The organism is Candidatus Thiodiazotropha sp. AKIB8 (assembly GCF_058244675.1).
On sequence record NZ_JBSYOO010000024.1, the window covers coordinates 17,251 to 36,610 of the forward strand.

Sequence of the window (19,360 nt, forward strand, 5' to 3'; positions counted from 1 at the left end):
TCCCCGAACCTGGTAGTCACACCACGACTCTGTACTCAACTGGGTCAGATATCCCATTGAGGGAGTGACTTGTGAATCCCTTGCCTATGTAACAGGAGATATTGAATGAAACGTCGAAGTTTGATCAAACTAATGGGTGTGGCGACTGTGATGCCGATTATTGGGCATTCTGTATTTGCAAAGCAGGGTGAAGAGATGACGCAAGTGGAAAAACTTGATTTGAGCGAGGAAGAGTGGCGTAAGCGACTTACTCCAGAGCAATTTCATATTCTACGGGAAGAGGGGACTGAGCGGCCTGGCAGCAGTGCTCTGCTCGATGAAAAACGTAAGGGCACCTTTGTCTGTGCCGGATGCGACAATCCACTCTTCGCCTCCTCGACCAAGTATGAGAGTGGCACCGGCTGGCCAAGTTTTTATGATTACCTGCCCAATGCCTTGGGAACCAGGAAAGACTATAAGCTCATCTGGCCTCGCACTGAGTACCATTGTGCCCGCTGTGGCGGACATCACGGGCATGTATTCAACGATGGGCCGAAACCGACTGGTTTGCGCTACTGCAATAACGGTGTCGCACTGAAATTTGTGCCAGATGTCTCATGACTGCCAGAATTGGGTTGCTGTTATTGTCTGGTATGCTGGCAACAGCTTCCGCGCAAGCGACAAATACCCTGACACTGAGTAGTCCGGTAGAGCAGGTGCGGCTTGTGGAGCTATATACTTCTCATGGCTGCAGCAGTTGCCCTCCGGCGGATCGTTGGCTAAGTAAGCTGGAGAACCATCCGGGACTGTGGCGTCAGTTGATCCCCATGGCATTTCATGTCGATTACTGGGACGGTCTGGGTTGGCCGGATCGCTTTGCCTCATCCGCATTCAGTCAACGCCAGCGGGACTATCGTCACAGCGGAGCCCTGGGTTCGGTCTATACTCCAGGATTTGTCGTTGACGGGCAGGAGTGGCGAGGCTGGTTTCGTCATCCTGAACTCGCTGCGGGTAAACAGTTACGGGTTGGTCGCCTCACTTTAGCGGTCGATCCAGGGGCAGGGGTTTCCGCTGAATTTATTCCCGAAGCAGGTGGCCATGCCAAGGGCTTACAGGCTAATCTGGCCATTCTCGGATTCGATCTGGTGAGTCACATCGGTGGTGGGGAGAATCGAGGCCGGGATCTATCCGAAAATTTTGTTGTGTTGAGCCATTCCAGCTCTGAATCAGGCGCTGAAACTGGAAAATGGTCATTCTCATGGCCTGAAATATCTGTAAATGATGCCAAGCGGCTTGCGGTGGTGGTGTGGCTGAGTGATCCAGAGACTGGAGCGCCGGTGCAGGCTGCAGGAGGGTGGTTGCCGGGCTAGAGCTTTACGCTATGCGGTCTGGCTGCGACAGGGAATCATTTCTGGCGCTACATAGATAAAGACAATACCATACTAAAATTGCTTGAAGGCAGGTCCTATGCTAAAATTCGCACCAGTTTTTGCGATAGCTGTCGGTCATCAGCCGCAGTGCATTATAATAAAACCCCGATAGCGGGGTTTTTTTATTTAGAGAATAGGTGGTTACGGCCTCCCGTTTTCTGAGTACGACAGGATGGGCCATGTGCCCATTTTTTATTGCGGTGGGAAAAATGAGGTCTGCGCCAGAAAAACTTAAAACCCTTGTACGCCAGGAAGTTGAACTGCTGGGGTTTGAGCTGCTGGGCATTGAACTGACTAGCCAGGGCAAAGGTGGTTCGCTGTTACGGGTCTATATCGACCACGAAGAGGGCATTGTCATGGATGACTGCGTACAAGTCAGTCATCAGATAAGCGGTGTGCTTGATGTGGAAGATCCGATCAAAGAGCGCTACCAGCTGGAAGTCTCTTCACCTGGAATGGACAGGCCGCTGTTTGAAAAGGCTCATTTTGAGCGTTTCAAAGGCAGTAAGGTGCGGGTCAAGACCCAAACAAAGATTGATGGACGTCACCGTTTCACTGGTGAACTGGGTGGCGTGGAAGATAATCAGGTTTTAATTGAAGAAGATGGAACGCTCTATCGAATTCAGATCGATCTGATCGATTCGGCTCGAGTGATACCGGAATTTTGAATTAGGAAACATTTGATGAGTAAAGAGATACTGCTGGTCGTTGATGCGGTTTCCAACGAAAAAGATGTCGGTAAGACAATCATCTTTGAGGCTATTGAAGCCGCGTTGGCATCTGCCACTCGAAAGAGAAATGGTGACGATATTCTGGTTCGAGTGGCGATAGATCGCACTTCCGGAGACTACGATACCTACAGACAATGGGAAGTTGTAGAATCCTATGCGGAAGATGAGCCAGATGCCCCCTTGCGGCAGATTATTCTGGATGCCGCTCGTGAGGAGAATCCGAATATCCAGGTCGGTGAGTTTGTCGAAGAGCCGATTGAATCAATCGAGTTCGGAAGAATCGCTGCCCAGGCTGCTAAACAGGTCATCGTTCAGAAAGTGCGTGAAGCTGAGCGGGCCAAAGTGGTCGAGGCCTATAAAGGCCGGGAAGGTGAGCTGGTCACCGGTGTGGTAAAACGCATCGACCGGGGCAATATCTTCATGGACCTGGGTGGAAATGCTGAGGCTTTCATCGGTCGCGAGCACATGATTCCGAAAGAATCGATTCGGGTAGGCGACCGTATTCGCGGTTATCTCTATGAAGTCAGGTCCGAACCCAGAGGTCCGCAGCTGTTTATCAGTCGCACCATGCCGGAGTTGCTGATCGAGCTGTTCAAGCTTGAAGTGCCTGAGGTTGGTGAAGGTCTGATCGATATCAGGAGCGCTGCGCGGGATGCGGGGTTGCGTGCCAAGATTGCTGTCAAAGCACTGGATCAGCGTATTGATCCCGTTGGGGCCTGCGTCGGTATGCGTGGTTCCCGGGTACAGGCTGTCTCTAATGAATTGAACGGTGAGCGGGTCGATATCATTCTTTGGAATGATAATCCTGCACAGTTTGTAATCAACGCCATGTCTCCCGCAGATGTGGTCTCCATCGTTGTTGATGAAGACACCCATGCAATGGATGTCGCGGTCAGCGAGGAGAATCTATCCCAGGCAATCGGCAGAGGCGGACAGAATGTCCGCTTGGCCAGTCAATTGACCGGTTGGGAACTGAATGTAATGGATGAAGCTCAGGCATCCGAGAAGAGTGAGTCGGAAGCGAAAGGTTTTATAGATGCTTTCATGGATCAGTTGGATGTGGATGAAGACGTGGCGGCGATTCTGGTACAGGAAGGTTTTACCAATGTCGATGAAGTTGCCTATGTACCGATTGAAGAGATGCTTACCGTTGAAGAGTTCGACGAAGATCTTGTCAATGAATTGCGTAGCAGAGCAAAGGATTTCTTACTCACCCGCGCTATCGCCAATGAAGAGGCGTTCCGCGAGCCTGCTGAAGATCTGTTGAGCATGGATGGAATGGATCAGCAACTTGCTTTCACCCTCGCCGGCCGGGGGGTGGTAACCATGGAGGATCTGGCAGAGCAGTCCATTGATGAGTTGATGGAGATCGATGACATGGATGAAGAACGGGCAGGCCAATTGATCATGACGGCGCGAGCCCCATGGTTTGAAGAGGCAAAATAAGTCACTCCTCTAGTGCTTAACAAGTAATCAAGTTCCAGCGTGAATGTGAAACAGAGCAACAGATGGATAAGGCAAATTCGAGAGGCTGATGAATGAGTGAAGTAACGGTAGCACAACTTGCAAATGTCGTTGGCATTCCTGCCGATCTGTTGATGGAACAGTTGGCAGATGCTGGTATCTCGGCTAAAAACGCTGATGACAGGATATCCGATGAAGAGAAGGCGAAGCTGTTGCTGCATCTGCGTGAGAGCCATGGCAAAAAGAAGACGGCTACCGTTGCCGCCCCCAGTAAGGTAACACTCAGACGTAAAACGGTGAGCGAGTTACGTCAACCCACATCGAGCGGACGCAGTACATTGAGTCGCGCCTCCACTGCACCTGCCAAAACAGTCAGTGTTGAGGTTCGTAAAAAGCGCACCTACGTTAAGCGCGCCAACGTGGAGTCGGTTGAAAGTAAGGCCAAAGAAGCTGAAGAGGCACTTAAAGCGCTTGAGGAACAGGAACAATCCATTGAAGTTGTAGATCCAGAAGCAGAATCTCGCAAAGCAGCTGAAGCTGCCAAACGTGAAGAAGATGAAGCAGCCCAAAAGGCCCAGCTAGAGGAAGCGGCTCAACAAGCTGCCGAGGAAGAGGCAAAACGTCTGGCTGAGGAAGAGGCGGTCAGAGAAGCAGAAGAGCAGGCGAAGCGAGAAGTGGAGTTGCAGAAAGCACAGGCTGCACCCGAGCCTGAACCAAAACCTGCGCCTGTCGCCGAGGCCAAGCCTGACGCAAAGCCAGCACCGGCACGAGGCAAGAAGGGACGTAAAGACAGCAGGCGTGATGAGAAAGGTTCTCATTCCAATCGCAAAGAGCTGCATGTGGCTGAAGGGTTGCGCGGTAAGCGCAAGAAAAAACCGGGTAAGCAACGCAGAGCGGCTGCCAGTGCCAGTGATGCGCAACACGGTTTTCAGCGGCCTACAGCACCAGTTGTCCATGAAGTGAAAGTCCCTGACAGCATCACAGTAGCCGATTTGGCGCAGCGTATGACCATTAAGGCCGCTGAGGTGATCAAGGTACTGATGAAAATGGGCATGATGGTAACCATCAACCAGACCTTGGATCGTGATACCGCCACACTGGTGGTTGAAGAGATGGGCCATGTACCCGTCGTGCAACGTGAAGAGGATGTCGAGGCTGATCTGCTGAGTATTGAGGAAGATGCCCAAACTCAGGGCGAGATGGTTCAACGTCCCCCAGTGGTCACCATCATGGGCCATGTCGATCACGGCAAAACCTCACTCCTTGATTATATCCGGACCAGTCGTGTAGCCGCCGGCGAAGCGGGTGGTATTACCCAGCACATCGGTGCATATCATGTGGATACCGATAAGGGTACGGTCTCATTTCTGGATACACCGGGACATGCCGCGTTTACTGCAATGCGTGCCCGTGGCGCCAAAGTGACCGATATTGTCATCCTGGTTGTGGCAGCCGACGATGGCGTGATGCCCCAGACCAAGGAAGCAGTTCAGCATGCCAAGGCAGCTGGTGTACCGCTGATTGTGGCTATCAACAAGATCGATAAAGAAGATGCAAATCCTGATCGAGTGATACAGGAACTCTCACAGGAAGAGGTCATACCCGAAGATTGGGGTGGTGACACCATGTTCGTACGGGTATCTGCGAAAACCGGTGCTGGTATTGATGAGTTGCTGGATGCAATCCTTCTACAGGCTGAGGTACTGGAGTTACGCGCAGTGGAAGTCGGGCCTGCTACTGGCTCCATAGTTGAGTCTTCTCTGGATAAAGGCAGGGGCCCTGTGGCTACTGTACTTGTTCAGACCGGAACCTTGAATCGCGGCGATATGGTCGTGTCCGGTAAAGAGTTTGGTCGTGTTCGTGCGATGTTTGATGAGAATGGTCGTTCGATCAAGACTGCTGGTCCTTCGATACCTGTGGTTGTTCTGGGACTCTCGGGTACGCCGGAAGCCGGTGACGATGTGCGCGCAGTGAGCGACGAGCGTCGGGCACGTGAGATCGCTGAGCTTCGACATGATAAACAGCGCTCGACTCGTTTGGCAGCACAGAAAGCTGCGAAGCTGGATGAGATGTTTACGCAGATGGCGGAAGGCGAGACTCAAAGCCTGAATGTGATCGTAAAGGCTGATGTGCAGGGTAGTGTGGAAGCCCTTAAGGAATCCTTGATCAAAACCTCGACTGATGAAGTGAAAGTGAGTGTTGTCGCTTCAGGTGTAGGTGGTATCAATGAGTCAGATGCGAATCTGGCAGTCACCTCGAATGCGATAATTATCGGTTTTAACGTGCGTGCTGATGCGGGTGCTCGTCGAGTGGTTGAAGAGCAGGGCATCGACATGCGCTACTACAGCATCATCTACGAAATTATCGATGATGTTAAGAAAGCGATTTCCGGTATGTTGTCACCAGAGATTCGTGAAGAGATCATTGGACTGGCCGAAGTTCGCGATGTATTCCGCAACTCCAAGTTGGGCGCCATTGCCGGTTGTATGGTGCTCGAGGGCATGGTCAAGCGTAACAATCCAATCCGTGTACTGAGAGAGAACGTGGTTATCTACGAAGGTGCTCTGGAGTCACTGCGTCGCTTCAAAGATGATGTCAATGAAGTAAAGAATGGCATGGAGTGTGGTATCGGTGTGAAGAACTACAACGATGTCCAGCCTGGCGATCACATTGAAGTCTTCGAGCGCACAGAAATTGCGCGCACGGTCTAGGTTTGGTTGGCACCATGATGAGCGGTTATTCGATCTGGCGCAGCAAATCCAAGCCAGCTTCCAAGGTGATCATTGTCCTGATTCCGAGCGAGGTGCGTTAAATGTCACGTGACTTTAAGCGCACAGATCGTATCGGGGCTGAATTGCAACGTGAATTGGCTGAGCTGATTCGCGAAGAGATCAAAGACGCAGCCTTGGGGATGGTGACCATCCAGGAGGCCAGAGTTGTTCGGGATCTTTCCCAAGCCAAAGTGTTTTTCACAACCTTAGGTGCAACATTCTCCCACAAAGAGAGTGCAGAGCATCTCAACCAGGTTGCAGGTCATCTGCGATGGTTGCTTGGGCAGCGTATGAAAATACGCTCAGTACCAAAACTTCTGTTTGTCTATGACGTTTCAGTTGAGCAGGGGGAGCATCTATCCAACCTGATCAACGAAGCGCTTACTGAGAAACAGACCTGATTGGGTCTTTTCCCTTCTTAATATTTTTTTAATGATTGTTTAGAGAACAAGTATGGGACGTCGTCGTAATAGAGGGCGCAATATCAATGGTGTATTGCTGCTCGACAAACCTGAAGGCATGACCTCGAATAAGGCCCTGCAAGAGGTTAAATTTCTTTATAAGGCGGCCAAAGCCGGACATACCGGTAGCCTTGATCCATTAGCGACCGGACTGTTGCCGATCTGCTTTGGTGAAGCAACCAAGCTTTCTGCATTCCTGCTCGATGCTGATAAACGTTATCAGGTCAGAGTAAAGCTGGGTGAAATCACCACCACAGCAGATGCAGAGGGTGAGGTCATCGAAACCGCTGATCCCAGTGGTGTCACTGAAGCTGCCCTGCTTGAAACCATGGCGGAGTTCCAAGGGGAGCAACAGCAGTTGCCACCGATGTATTCAGCGATCAAGCATAAAGGTGAGCGCCTCTATAAGCTGGCTCGCCAGGGTATCGAGGTAGAGCGTGAACCGAGAACGATTCATATCCATGGACTTGATCTGTTGAGCTTTGACTTGCCTGAGTTTGAGATGGATGTGCGTTGCTCCAAAGGCACTTATGTCCGCACCCTGGCAGAAGATATCGGTAAACGTCTGGGTTGTGGCGCCTATGTCACAGGATTGCGACGTACCGGTGTCGGCCCCTATGATGACCAATCCATGTTAACCCTGGAACAGATTCAGGAAGCTTTTGCCGAGCGGCAGTTTCCAGAGATGGATGAGTGGATGTTACCTCTGGAGAGTGCCCTTGCCGAATGGCCTGAGGTTGCTCTCTCTGCAGATGCCGCCTTCTACATGAAGCAGGGTCAACCGATACTGGTGCCCAATGCGCCCACCAGTGGTTGGGTGCGGCTCTATGCCAATAAGACCGATTTTCTCGGTGTTGGACAGATCCTGGAAGATGGGAGAGTGGCTCCAAAGCGGCTGATGCAGGCTAGCAGCTAACTCAGTTACGTAGAGTGCCGAATAGGGAAAAGCTTTAAAAAACCTGAAGTTAACTAGAACTTCTTAGCTTGGATTTCAGCACCTTTTGGTGGGGCATGGCCCCACCCTACCGTACGCACACAAGCACTCTCCCTAGACGGAAGATGTCGCAAAATGCGTAGGGTGGGGCCATGCCCCACCAAACACAGCTGAATAGAGGCCTCACTATTCGACCTTAAAATCACCAAGTGAGTGACTTCAAAGAGGCCTGGAGATAGTTTAAATCGAGCAATATTCTCAGCACACAAACTCAATAGCTGAGCATTGCGGGTTATCGGCTGGTTAATGACTCTGTAACAATAGTGGGCTGACTTGCCGTATCAGCCTAGAACGCGCATACTACGCGGTCTTTCGGGGATTGCCCGAAGTGAATTATTAACCTGAACCACTAGGTTCAGGTCTAATTAAACCGGTCCGGTCAGCCTGAACTCATTGTCGGGTAGACCTGAAAAGTGGCCACTGTATATAGACGTAACCTACAGGAGACACGTCATGTCAATGAGTGCAGCAGAAAAGAAAGCCATCGTCGATGAATACCAGCGCGCGCCAGGTGATACAGGATCACCAGAAGTGCAGATCGCTTTGATGACTGGCAGAATCACCCAGCTGACCGAGCATTTCAAGGAGCACAAACAAGACCATCACTCCCGTCAGGGTTTGGTCCGTTTGGTCAATTCACGCCGTAAGCTCCTGGATTATCTGAAAACTAAAGATCAACAGCGTTATAAAGACCTGATCGCTAGTTTAGGTCTGCGTCGTTAAACCGTCCCCGCCAATTTACAGAGTATCCAAGGATTCAACGTGACACTAATAAAGAAAGAATTCCAATGGGGAGACAATAAGGTCTCCATCGAAACTGGTGAGATCGCAAGGCAGGCAGATGGTGCTGTCATGGTCAACATGGATGACACCGTCGTACAGGTAACCGTGGTCGAAGCGAAAAGTAGCGTACCCCGCGACTTTTTTCCGCTCACCGTCGATTATCAAGAGAAAACCTATGCTGCGGGTATGATCCCTGGCGGTTTTTTCCGTCGTGAAGGGCGTCCCAGCGAGAAAGAGATCCTTACCGCACGTCTTATCGATCGTCCGATTCGTCCCCTTTTTCCAAAGGGCTTTACCAGTGAAGTACAGGTGATTATCACTGTCATGTCACTCAATCCAGCTGTTGATCCTGAGATTCCCTCATTGATCGGTACCTCTGCGGCACTGGCCATCTCCGGTCTGCCATTCCAGGGCCCGGTTGGTGCAGCCAGAGTCAGCTACAAGGATGGCGAATATACTCTCAACTCACCCTCAATCGGCCTCAGCGACAAATCAGATCTGGATCTGATTGTTTCTGGTACCGAAGATGCGGTGCTGATGGTTGAGTCAGAAGCCAATCAACTCTCTGAAGAAGTAATGCTGGGTGCAGTACTCTTCGGTCACGAGCAGTCACAGGTTGCGATTCAGGCGATCAAAGAGCTCGCAGCAGAAGTCAACAAGGAAGTCACTGAATTCAACCCACCAGAGGTAGATGCAGAGCTGAAAGCCGCTGTTGAAGCCGAAGCTGCACAGGGTATTGGCGATGCTTACAAAATCGCTGACAAGCTGGATCGTTATGCAGCAAGTGATGCAGTAGTTGCCGCCACTGTAGAGAAACTCTCTGCCGTAGAGGTGGATGGCGCTCCGCGTTGGGATAAAGACAGCATCAAAGGTCAACTGGAGAAGCTGAAGAAAACCACAGTACGTGGACGCATCCTCGATGGCGAGCCTCGTATCGACGGACGTGACACACGCACAGTACGTCCAATCAGTGTACGTACCGGTGTACTGCCACGTACTCACGGTTCAGCACTCTTCACCCGTGGTGAGACCCAGGCCCTGGTTGTGACCACCTTGGGTACCGAGCGTGATTCTCAGATTATCGATGCCCTCGAAGGTTCACGTCGTGAACACTTCATGTTGCACTACAACTTCCCTCCCTTCTGTGTTGGTGAGACCGGACGTGTAGGCAGCCCCAAGCGTCGTGAGATCGGACATGGTCGTCTGGCCAAGCGTGGTGTACTGGCCTGTATGCCAACCATCGGTGACTTCCCCTACGCGATTCGTGTGGTCTCAGAGATCACAGAATCGAATGGCTCCTCTTCAATGGCATCAGTATGTGGCACCAGCCTCTCTCTGATGGATGCCGGTGTACCGATCAAAGCACCGATTGCCGGTGTAGCCATGGGATTGATCAAGGATGGCGACAAGTTTGCCGTACTGACCGATATCATGGGTGACGAGGATCACCTTGGCGATATGGACTTCAAAGTGGCCGGTACCAGCGAAGGCATCAACGCACTGCAGATGGATATCAAGATCAACGGCATCACCAAAGAGATCATGGAGATCGCACTTGATCAGGCGAAAGAGGGACGACTGCACATCCTGAATGAGATGAACAGTGTCATCGACACCCATCGCAATCAGATGTCAGAGCATGCGCCACGGATCATCGAGTTCAAGATCAACCCAGACAAGATTCGTGATGTTATCGGCAAGGGTGGTGTTACCATCCGCTCAATCACAGAAGAGACCGGTGCCACCGTCGACATTACCGATGATGGCGTGGTCAAGATCTTCTCTGTCGATAAGAGTGCCGGTGAAGAGGCGCAGCGTCGTGTTGAGCTGATTACCGCTGATGTTGAAGTGGGCACCATCTACGAAGGCAAGGTAGCCAAGCTGATGGACTTCGGTGCATTTGTCACCATCCTGCCTGGAAAGGATGGCCTGGTACATATCTCACAGATCTCCAACGAACGTGTGGAGAAGGTCAGCGACAAGCTGTCTGAAGGTGATGTGATCAAGGTTAAAGTGCTTGAAGTTGATAAGCAAGGCCGCATCCGTCTCAGCATGAAGGCGATTGATGAAGCTGAAGCCTGATTACTACCGGGTCTCTTAGCAGACCCGTAATCAGCCAGAGAAAAGGGGCCGACAGGCCCCTTTTTTATTTGCATAAAAAAATACCTCCCCAAAAAACCACTCACGATAGTTAATTCAAATGTAGGGTGCGGCCCTGCCGCACCAAAAAAACCAGCTATGCCACTGAACAATCATAGGTTTTAATAAACTTGTAATTATAATATTTAAACAAGAAATAAAAAAATGATCTTACGATTGTCTTTTAATGAAACAGGCTATATAGTTTAAACACCGCGATTCGACAGATAACAGGAAGTGGTCATGCAGAAAAAGCAGGGATGCAAAAAGTATCGATATCCATATCTCTTAAATCAGATTACACCCTTTTTTCTCCCTATTTCAACAGATGCTACTGCGCTTTTCTCTAAACCAGAAAAGCCTGAGTATTGCTGTGTCTGTACATTATAGGGATCAAGGACTAGATATGTTTCTGAGTAAAATACCTTACAAGAATATCTTAAGTTTTTCTGTTTTTATATATGCACTTTTTATTTCAGAAAACTCTATGGCTTTATGTTCAGATCCATTTTTATTACCAGAAGCGGAGAAAATGTATTTTAATCCGTTCACAAAAACAGATCTGCCACCGACTATAGAAAGTTTGGCTACTGGGGCATGTCCTGCAAGTTATGAATACACTGGTTTGTGGCGCTACATTACAGACCCAACCGAGTCAAATCCAGATCCAAGTGTGGTTATTAGTTGCTATCGAGATGCCTATCAGGCATGCCCGCATGGCGGGCCAGGACATTGCGATCCGAGTATAACGCAAGCTTGTGATGCTTGTGATGGCTCATCAAATACTTTAAAAACAGTTAAACCTATGCCTATTCCATATTGTTATGATGAGCGGGTAAAACATATATGCAAGGTAAGCAACTCTGATAATTGGTATCATTGCGAACGAAAATATTTTATCGGAGTTCCACCACAACAGTGCCCCACGGTTGCTAATCCATGCGTACCTTCAACAGGTAACAAAATCGAGACAGAAACAGACTATATTGCCGCAAATGGCATCTTAAAAGTAAAACGCTATTACAAATCTCAGGATATCATGGATGGCACAAATGAGATTGGACGCCGTTGGCGTCACAACTACTCTCAGCGTGTAGATGGCCTTTGGGAATGGAATGATATAAAAGACGTAACAACTATTTCGCCACTCTACAATACACCACAATCAGCATGTTCAACTGGATGGAATTCTATTAAAGATACTGCTTATCGTGGCGTTTTAAGTGGTGCAGTGGCCGGATATTCCAACGGTATATGCTCATTAAGACAGGATGGACAAATCGTTGCTCGACTGGTTATACATAACTCGCTTGATACGCGCAAAGACTATAAAGCATCAGTACCAGTTCTTGAGATCAACAGATCAAATGGTAGTTTTCTTACCTTTGTGAAAGTGGAAGAGCATTGGGAAAATGTCAATCAGGGATTGGAAACGCTGCAAGAGAATGGATTAGGTTTGATCATAACAGATCGTGATGGTACTACCTTGGAGTATGATGCTGATGGTTTGCTTATATCAAAGCAGTACCAGAACGGTACGATATTAACTTATACCTACGATAGTGATGATAAATTACTGAGCGTGTCTGATCAATTCGGTGGCCAATTGCAGTATCAATATAATGGTCAAGAATTAATCGATACAATAATAACGCCTGATGGCAATATTAACTACCAGTATGACCCCGAAGGTCGGTTGGTTTTAGTTGTCTATGTAGATAATAGTGAAAGGACATATCACTATGAAGATAGTGATTACCCATACCATTTGACCGGTATTACAGACGAAAGTAGTAATCGTTTTGCCACCTGGCAATATGACGAGGAGGGTAGGGCAATTGTTTCAGAGCATGCAGGTAGCGCTGAAAGAACAGAGTTTACCTATAACCCGGATGGCACTACAACTGTAACGGATGCCAAAGGAGCGCAACAAATTTATCACTTTGTAGTGCAACAGGGCGCAATGAAGGTCGATCACATCGAAGGCGACCGCTGCACCACCTGTTCCGGTGGTGACATCCAAGCCTACACCTACGACAGCAACGGCTTCACAGCCAGCAAAACCGACTGGAACGGCAACACCACAACCTACACCAGAGATAATAAGGGTAGGGAACTGAGTCGCACCGAAGCCTCAGGCACACCCCAGGCGAGAACTATCACCACCACCTGGGATACAGATCTCAATAAACCACTGGTCATTACAGAACCGAATCAGATTACCGAATACAGCTACGACCCAACAGGTCGACTGCTCAACCAAAAGCAACGAGCACCACAATGAGAAACTGAATCTAAAGGAATATCACAAAATAGCTTATCTTTATTCATGCATGAGAATTGTAGGCTGGCAAAATCAATAAAAATGTTAGAAGAGTGGTTTGAGTGAATCAAAGATATACTGTCGAAAGAGAGTGATGTTAAAGAGAAATTGCAAGAAAAAGTGAAACTGTAAAGTGTAGGGTGCGGCCCTGCCGCACCAAAGTAAAAAGAGTGTTTATCTCTAAGAGAAAGAAATATACAGAATGGTTACATTGTAAGCATTGCTTGAATACAATAAAAAATAATCTTTTTCTAATTGTTTTTGTAATTTTAAGACTATGTAGTTTAGAATTAAAAATCAATATTTGCAGGGAAGAAATTATGCCAACTAATCAGGGATGTAAGTACTGGTTTGAATATTATTCAAATCATTTATTCTCTTTGCTGCCAGCTGTTTTTCTCTGTTCTTTGAGCGCAATAGGGCTACCTCTGAATGCAGCAGAGCCCATGCGCTGGAAGGCTTACCCCTCAGAATCTGGTGGCACTTTTGGTGCCGAGATAGAAGCTATCAATGACTTCAAAAATCTTGGTGGTGACTATCTCTATACTGAACCGGTATCAGAAATAAATAATTTAGATAGCGTGGTAATAAATTTTAAAGTGCCAGATGCACCCGTGGATATTGGGCCATGGATATATAACATGAATAATTCTCATGGCTGCCTTAATGCTGAGTCACTTTCTGACTTACTGGATTGCCATATAGAACGCGAAATTAATCTTTTACAAGACCCTGATAAATGTGCACCTTATTATGAAGTCGATAGAGATAGCGGAAGTTGGACAGATTCACAGACAAAGACAATTCCACGTGCGATAAATGTCGATAATTACGGATTCCGTTATTTAGATGCAAGAGTATATCATTTTGATACGCGTCCTCCGTCATCATCTAATTATTTGGGGTGTCATGTTATTGAAATTAATACAAATAACTACCGAAAACGTGAGATAGGATGCAAATACCCAACTACATTCTTCTCTAATAGTGAAAAGCTCTGCAAAAACTTTACAACCGCTAAAGTGGTTGGCAAGCCATACTATTATTTATCGCCAAAACCAATGATCTGTCCAGAAGAGGGTAATCCCTGCAGCCCAGCTACAGGCAATAAGACTCAGACAGAAACTGATTATTCTCAAGCAGGTGGTAGCTTGAAAGTACAGCGCTACTACTCATCACAAGCAATTGGTGATGGCTTTGATCAAATGGGTCCACAGTGGCGCCATAATTATGCAAATCGTATAGATGGTTACAAGGAGCCGGCGTATACTGACTACAAAGGCAACAAGTCACCTCTTTACACATCCCCTCGTGAAGCTTGCTATAGCGGATGGACAGCAATTAAAAATGAAATTTATGGGGGACTGCTGGATAACGCAACTGCATATTATCGAGATGGTGCCTGTGAAATAAGAAAAGATGGAGTTTATGTAACAAAGTTAACTATACATAACACCATGAATGGTGCGAAGAATGCGGGCACCAGTCTCAATATTCGAAATATCAATGTTGCCAATGGTCAGTCTTACACTTACCGGTATCTAAATAGTCAATGGCAGCCTCTTTATCAAAATAATACAGTTTTTTCTGAAACTGCAACTGGATGGTCGCTCGCGCTTAGCGATAAAACTGTAGAGACATACGATTCCGAAGGTAAACTTAATACCAGTACAATTAGTTCAGGTCAAACCACACTGTTTACCTATAACGAATTTGGCTATCTTGATACCGTAACTGGCCCGTTTGGCGATACCCTGATATATCACTACGATGAGACAGATCGCCTGATAACGATTAATACACCGGATGGGGATCTAGACTACGGCTACGATTCAGCTGGTCGCTTGGTCAACGTCACCTATCCTGACAATAGTACTCGCCAATATCATTACGAAGATACACGCTTCCCAAACCACCTCTCAGGAATAACCGATGAAAATGGTGACCGCTTTTCTACCTGGGCCTACGATGCTGAGGGTCGTGCAATCCTCTCTGAACATGCCAACAGTGCTGAGCAGGTATCATTCATCTACAACCCGGATGGCACCACCACAGTAACCGTTGCTGTAGGCGCAGAACGCATCTACCACTTCACCGTTCAGCGGGGTCAGATGAAGGTCGAATACATCGAAGGCGATCGCTGTACCACCTGTGCCGGAGGCGACACCCAAGCCTACACCTACGACAACAACGGCTTTATCGCCAGCAAAACCGACTGGAACGGCAACACCACAACCTACACCAGAGATAATAAGGGTAGGGAACTGAGCCGCACCGAAGCCTCAGGCACCCCCCAAGCCAGAACGATAACAACAACCTGGGACGTCAACCTGAACAAGCGGCTGACAGTAACCGAACCCGAGCAGATCACAGAATACACCTACGATACTGAAGGCAGGCTACAGAGCCAAAGCCAGAGCGCACTGCAGTAACCTACAACTGAACCATCAGGACAGGATTAGAAGCAAGGACATGGACATGAGCAAACCCACCATGACAATTAACGCCAAAACACTCTGCCTATTGACTGGCTTAAGCCTGGGTCTGATAGCGCCAATAGCGGCACATGCAGATCGCACCATCAGCTATACCTACACCACTCTAGGCCAGATTGAGACCATCGATGGTCCCAGGGTTGATGTCACTGACATCACCACCTACGGTTACGATGGACAGGGCAATCGCACCAGCGTCACCAACGCCCTCGACCAGGCGACCCAGATCACCGCCCACGATGCCTCAGGCCGCCCCCTGACCATCATCAGTCCCAACGGCCTGACCACCACCAGAAGCTACGACTTGCGCGGTCGCATGACCCAACAGAGCATCAGCGATGGCGTAACCACCCGCACCACCGATTACGACTACGATCCAGTGGGTAACCTCATCCAGGTCACCCTCCCGGATGGCAACAGCATCAGCTACGACTACGATGCCGCCCACCGCCTCACCGGCCTGGAAGATCAACTGGGCAATCGCATCGACTACACCCTGGATGATATGGGTAACCGCCTCAATGAACAGGTGAGTGATCCCCAAGGTACACTCACCCGTACCCAGCAGAAGGTCTACGATCAACTCAGCCAACTCGATCAGTCGATCGACAGTGAGAACCACTCCACCGACTTCGACTACGATGCCAATGGCAACCTCATCCGAACCCTGGATGCCAACCTCAACCCGACCGTCCAGGACTACGACCCCTTAGACCGACTGGAACAGACCACCGATGCAAAGAACGGCATCACCCAATACAGTTACGATGCCCAGGACAACCTTATCGAGGTCACCGACCCCACCAACCTCACCACCATCTACGACTATGACGAACTGGGCAACCTGCTCAGCGTTACCAGCCCCGACACCGGGGTGACCACCTACACCTATGATGAAGCAGGTAATCGCCTTACCCAGACCGATGCACGCGGGGTCACCGCCAGCTACAGCTATGATGTTCTCAATCGACTGACAACCATCAGCTACCCCGATAGCAGCCTCAATGTCAGCTACACCTACGACCAGGGTGTAAACGGCATAGGCCAGCTCACACAAATGAGCGATGCGGAAGGCACTACCGACTACGTCTACAACGCCTTCGGCGACCTGATCGAGCAGACCAGAACCAGCCAGGATGCAGTGGTCACAAGCTTTACATACACCTATAACCCTCAAGGCCAACTCATCAGTCAGACCTACCCCTCAGGGCACATCGTCCACTACAGCTACACCCAGGGCCAACTCACCGGCCTGAGCCTGGAAAAACCCGATGGCACAACCCAGGCCCTCGTCAGCCAGATCCAGCGGCTGCCGTTCGGTCCGATCAACACCCTGGACTTCGGCAACGGTCTGCAACTCAGCCGATCATTCGATCAGGACTACAAGCTCATCGCCCAAACCCTGGGCAATGTACTCAATGACAGCTACGGCCACGACCCGGTGGGCAATATCACCGACTGGCAGGACCTGCTGCAGACCGCCAGAGATCAGAGCTTCAGCTATGACGAACTGGACAGATTAACCAGCGCGACCGGTGCCTATGGTGACCTGGGCTACGGCTACGATGCAATCGGAAATCGTCTTAACAAAACAGAAGATGGTGTTTCAGAAACCTACAACTACGAAACCGGCAGCCATCGACTGCAGGAGATCCTCGGCAGCACCACCGACAGCCGTCTCTATGATGAAGCGGGTAATACCCTCAGCAGCCTGATCGGTGGTTACACCTATGATGATCAGAATCGGATGGTGAGCTTTACCCAGGGCGGCACCGTGGCGAGTTATGGCTACAACGGTAAGGGGGAGCGGGTACGTAAAACTGTCAATGGTGCAATCACTCGGTTCCGTTACGGGCCAAGTGGTGCGCTGCTTGGAGAATATAACCATACCGGAGACCCACTAAGAGAATATGTCTATCTGGAGGGGCAACCGGTTGCTCAGATAACTGGTTACACAGCGCCCGCGCATCTACTACAAAGTGTGCAGACAAATCATGTATCACTGAATGTGAATCTGGGTCAGCATCCAGCTACACCTGTAGTGATCGCCAGCCCATTGACGTTGAATGGTGGACAGGGGGCAGTTGTTGGCTTGAGTGGTGTCCAGAAGAGCCATGTTAGTGTGCAGGCCAAAGAGTGGGACTACCTTGATGGTGCCCACGCCACAGAAGATATCTCTCTACTGGCACTACCACCAGGTCGCTATTCTCAGGCAGATGGCAGTGTGTGGGAAATAGGTCGGTTAACTGTGAGCGGAACCCGGCAGTGGCAAGATGTCAGTTTCGAGTCGGAATTTACTGCCACCCCCTATCTGTTCCTGACGCAACAGAGTCAGAATGATCCTGAAGTGACGGTTGTTAGGGTGAGAAATCTCTCAGCCAGCGGTTTTGAAGCAGCGCTCTATGAGCAGGAGACCTTGAATAATGGTCATGGAGAAGAGACCGTTGGTTATCTGGCGATCTACAATCCGACAGGTAGTGGCGAAGCCCATTTTTATGATGCCAGTTTTAACTATCAGTTAAGTCAGCGTAATTTCAGTCAAACGATTACCGAAGGTGAACAACAGTTAAGGCTACAGGAAGAGCAATCTAGAGAAGCAGAGACCGGTCATGCCACAGAAACAGTGGATATTCTGAGGATCGAGGGGCATACTTTTGCTCAGGCTGTGAGTTTTGTGGGAGGTGACCCCTTTGCCCTGAGAAGGGTTGGTGCGACATCTAGTACGGTGGTGAGTGGAACGCCGGGTGCGAGTCTGGCTTATCTGCATACGGATCATCTTGGGGCTGTTGTTAAAGCGACGGATGAAGCGCAAGCGGTGGTCTGGGATGTGGATCGGAAGCCGTTTGGGGAGAGGGAGAGTTTGGTTGGGCAGGTTGAGATGTTGTTGGGGTTTCCTGGGCAATACTTTGACCAAGAAACGAATAACTATTACAACTACTTCCGGGATTACGATCCAAGCACGGGACGTTATCTACAGTCTGATCCCATCGGTCTTGATGGCGGCATGAATACCTATGCTTATGTGGAAGGGAATCCTCTGAATAAAATTGATCCTAAAGGGTTACTTTTCAGTGGGGGTGACTATGGTGCTCCCATAGCGCCTGGTCCTTCATCGATGGGTCTTCCGCCTAGTCAGAGAGGTAACGATTATGCAGATCTGGAGTGTGATGAATGTGAGGAACCGCCTTCGCATCAAGAATGTACAAAAATATGTTTTGATAGGCTTATTAGTTGGAATGTAAATGTTACAGCATTAGGTGGTAGTGCAGCTGGAGTGTTTGGAACTGGGAGTGTATCGACTATTGGTTCAATTGTTGGTTTTGTGCCGCCTGGTGGGGCGTATGTCCACTGCTCATATGTCTGTATGATGTATCCGTGCATTAATTCAAAATGAAGAAATACACGTTACTCTCATTACTGATGTTTTTGTTGTTGTTTGTGCATTTATATACCGAGAAATACCTGTTTTCCTGTGTTTATGCACTGCTCCTTGCTGTATCGCTATATATGATGAAAAAGAAAAAATAAATAGACGGGGTCATCCATAGAACGAAAGGGGCCAACGGCCCCTTCGTTTATTGAGTCTGTTAAGTAGTCGGTCTGTTCTCCTCACGCTACTAAAGATATGGGACACCCCAACAAATATTGATAAATTCAAGTCAGAAATGAAGGACACCCGTAAAAATATTGAAACATATCCGCGAATAAGATAAGTTTTATCTTGAAATATCAGAAACAACATGGAGGTTGTTATGACAAGAGCCCGTCAATCTTTAGTGAGCTTGGAAGC

At 49.0% G+C, this 19,360-nt stretch carries 12 protein-coding genes; all 12 read left to right on the top strand.

Annotated features, from left to right (window positions below; translation table 11 throughout):
• Positions 1-105: 105 nt before the first annotated feature.
• The 12 genes from msrB to AC4IFB_RS04635 all read left to right on the top strand — a co-directional run bounded on the left by msrB (position 106) and on the right by AC4IFB_RS04635 (position 18,964).
• Positions 106-600 carry a peptide-methionine (R)-S-oxide reductase MsrB gene (gene msrB, locus AC4IFB_RS04580; protein ID WP_490776128.1) on the top strand — a complete coding sequence of 165 codons (495 nt, stop codon included), beginning with the start codon at positions 106-108 and terminating at the stop codon, positions 598-600.
• Complete coding sequence (locus AC4IFB_RS04585) at positions 597-1,349, top strand: DUF1223 domain-containing protein (protein ID WP_490779500.1); 753 nt, start codon at positions 597-599, stop codon at positions 1,347-1,349. The genes msrB and AC4IFB_RS04585 overlap by 4 nt, the downstream gene beginning before the upstream one ends.
• Before the next feature lie 239 nt (positions 1,350-1,588).
• Positions 1,589-2,077 carry a ribosome maturation factor RimP gene (gene rimP / locus AC4IFB_RS04590; RefSeq protein ID WP_490779501.1) on the top strand — a complete coding sequence of 163 codons (489 nt, stop codon included), beginning with the start codon at positions 1,589-1,591 and terminating at the stop codon, positions 2,075-2,077.
• 15 nt (positions 2,078-2,092) lie between these two features.
• Positions 2,093-3,586, top strand: coding sequence for a transcription termination factor NusA (nusA, locus tag AC4IFB_RS04595; protein ID WP_490776131.1), 1,494 nt, complete (start codon positions 2,093-2,095; stop codon positions 3,584-3,586).
• Between the two features lie 92 nt (positions 3,587-3,678).
• Positions 3,679-6,315 (top strand): translation initiation factor IF-2, encoded by a 2,637-nt coding sequence (gene infB / locus AC4IFB_RS04600; RefSeq protein ID WP_490779502.1) that lies wholly within the window; start codon positions 3,679-3,681, stop codon positions 6,313-6,315.
• Positions 6,316-6,416: 101 nt separating this feature from the next.
• The gene (gene rbfA / locus AC4IFB_RS04605; protein WP_490776133.1) at positions 6,417-6,776 is read left to right on the top strand and encodes a 30S ribosome-binding factor RbfA; all 360 of its coding nucleotides are present in this window, start codon (positions 6,417-6,419) and stop codon (positions 6,774-6,776) included.
• A gap of 52 nt (positions 6,777-6,828) precedes the next feature.
• Entirely contained in the window at positions 6,829-7,752 is a 924-nt protein-coding gene (gene truB, locus AC4IFB_RS04610; RefSeq protein WP_490776134.1) for a tRNA pseudouridine(55) synthase TruB, read from the top strand.
• Between the two features lie 531 nt (positions 7,753-8,283).
• Complete coding sequence (rpsO, locus tag AC4IFB_RS04615) at positions 8,284-8,553, top strand: 30S ribosomal protein S15 (RefSeq protein ID WP_490779503.1); 270 nt, start codon at positions 8,284-8,286, stop codon at positions 8,551-8,553.
• 39 nt (positions 8,554-8,592) lie between these two features.
• On the top strand, positions 8,593-10,695 hold the full coding sequence (pnp, locus tag AC4IFB_RS04620; protein WP_490779504.1) for a polyribonucleotide nucleotidyltransferase: 2,103 nt from the start codon (positions 8,593-8,595) through the stop codon (positions 10,693-10,695).
• 463 nt (positions 10,696-11,158) lie between these two features.
• Positions 11,159-13,036, top strand: coding sequence for a DUF6531 domain-containing protein (locus AC4IFB_RS04625; protein WP_490779505.1), 1,878 nt, complete (start codon positions 11,159-11,161; stop codon positions 13,034-13,036).
• A 263-nt stretch (positions 13,037-13,299) separates the two neighbouring features.
• Complete coding sequence (locus AC4IFB_RS04630; RefSeq protein ID WP_490779506.1) at positions 13,300-15,507, top strand: DUF6531 domain-containing protein; 2,208 nt, start codon at positions 13,300-13,302, stop codon at positions 15,505-15,507.
• Positions 15,508-15,553: 46 nt separating this feature from the next.
• Positions 15,554-18,964, top strand: coding sequence for an RHS repeat-associated core domain-containing protein (locus AC4IFB_RS04635; RefSeq protein WP_490779507.1), 3,411 nt, complete (start codon positions 15,554-15,556; stop codon positions 18,962-18,964).
• The last annotated feature ends 396 nt before the right edge of the window (positions 18,965-19,360 follow it).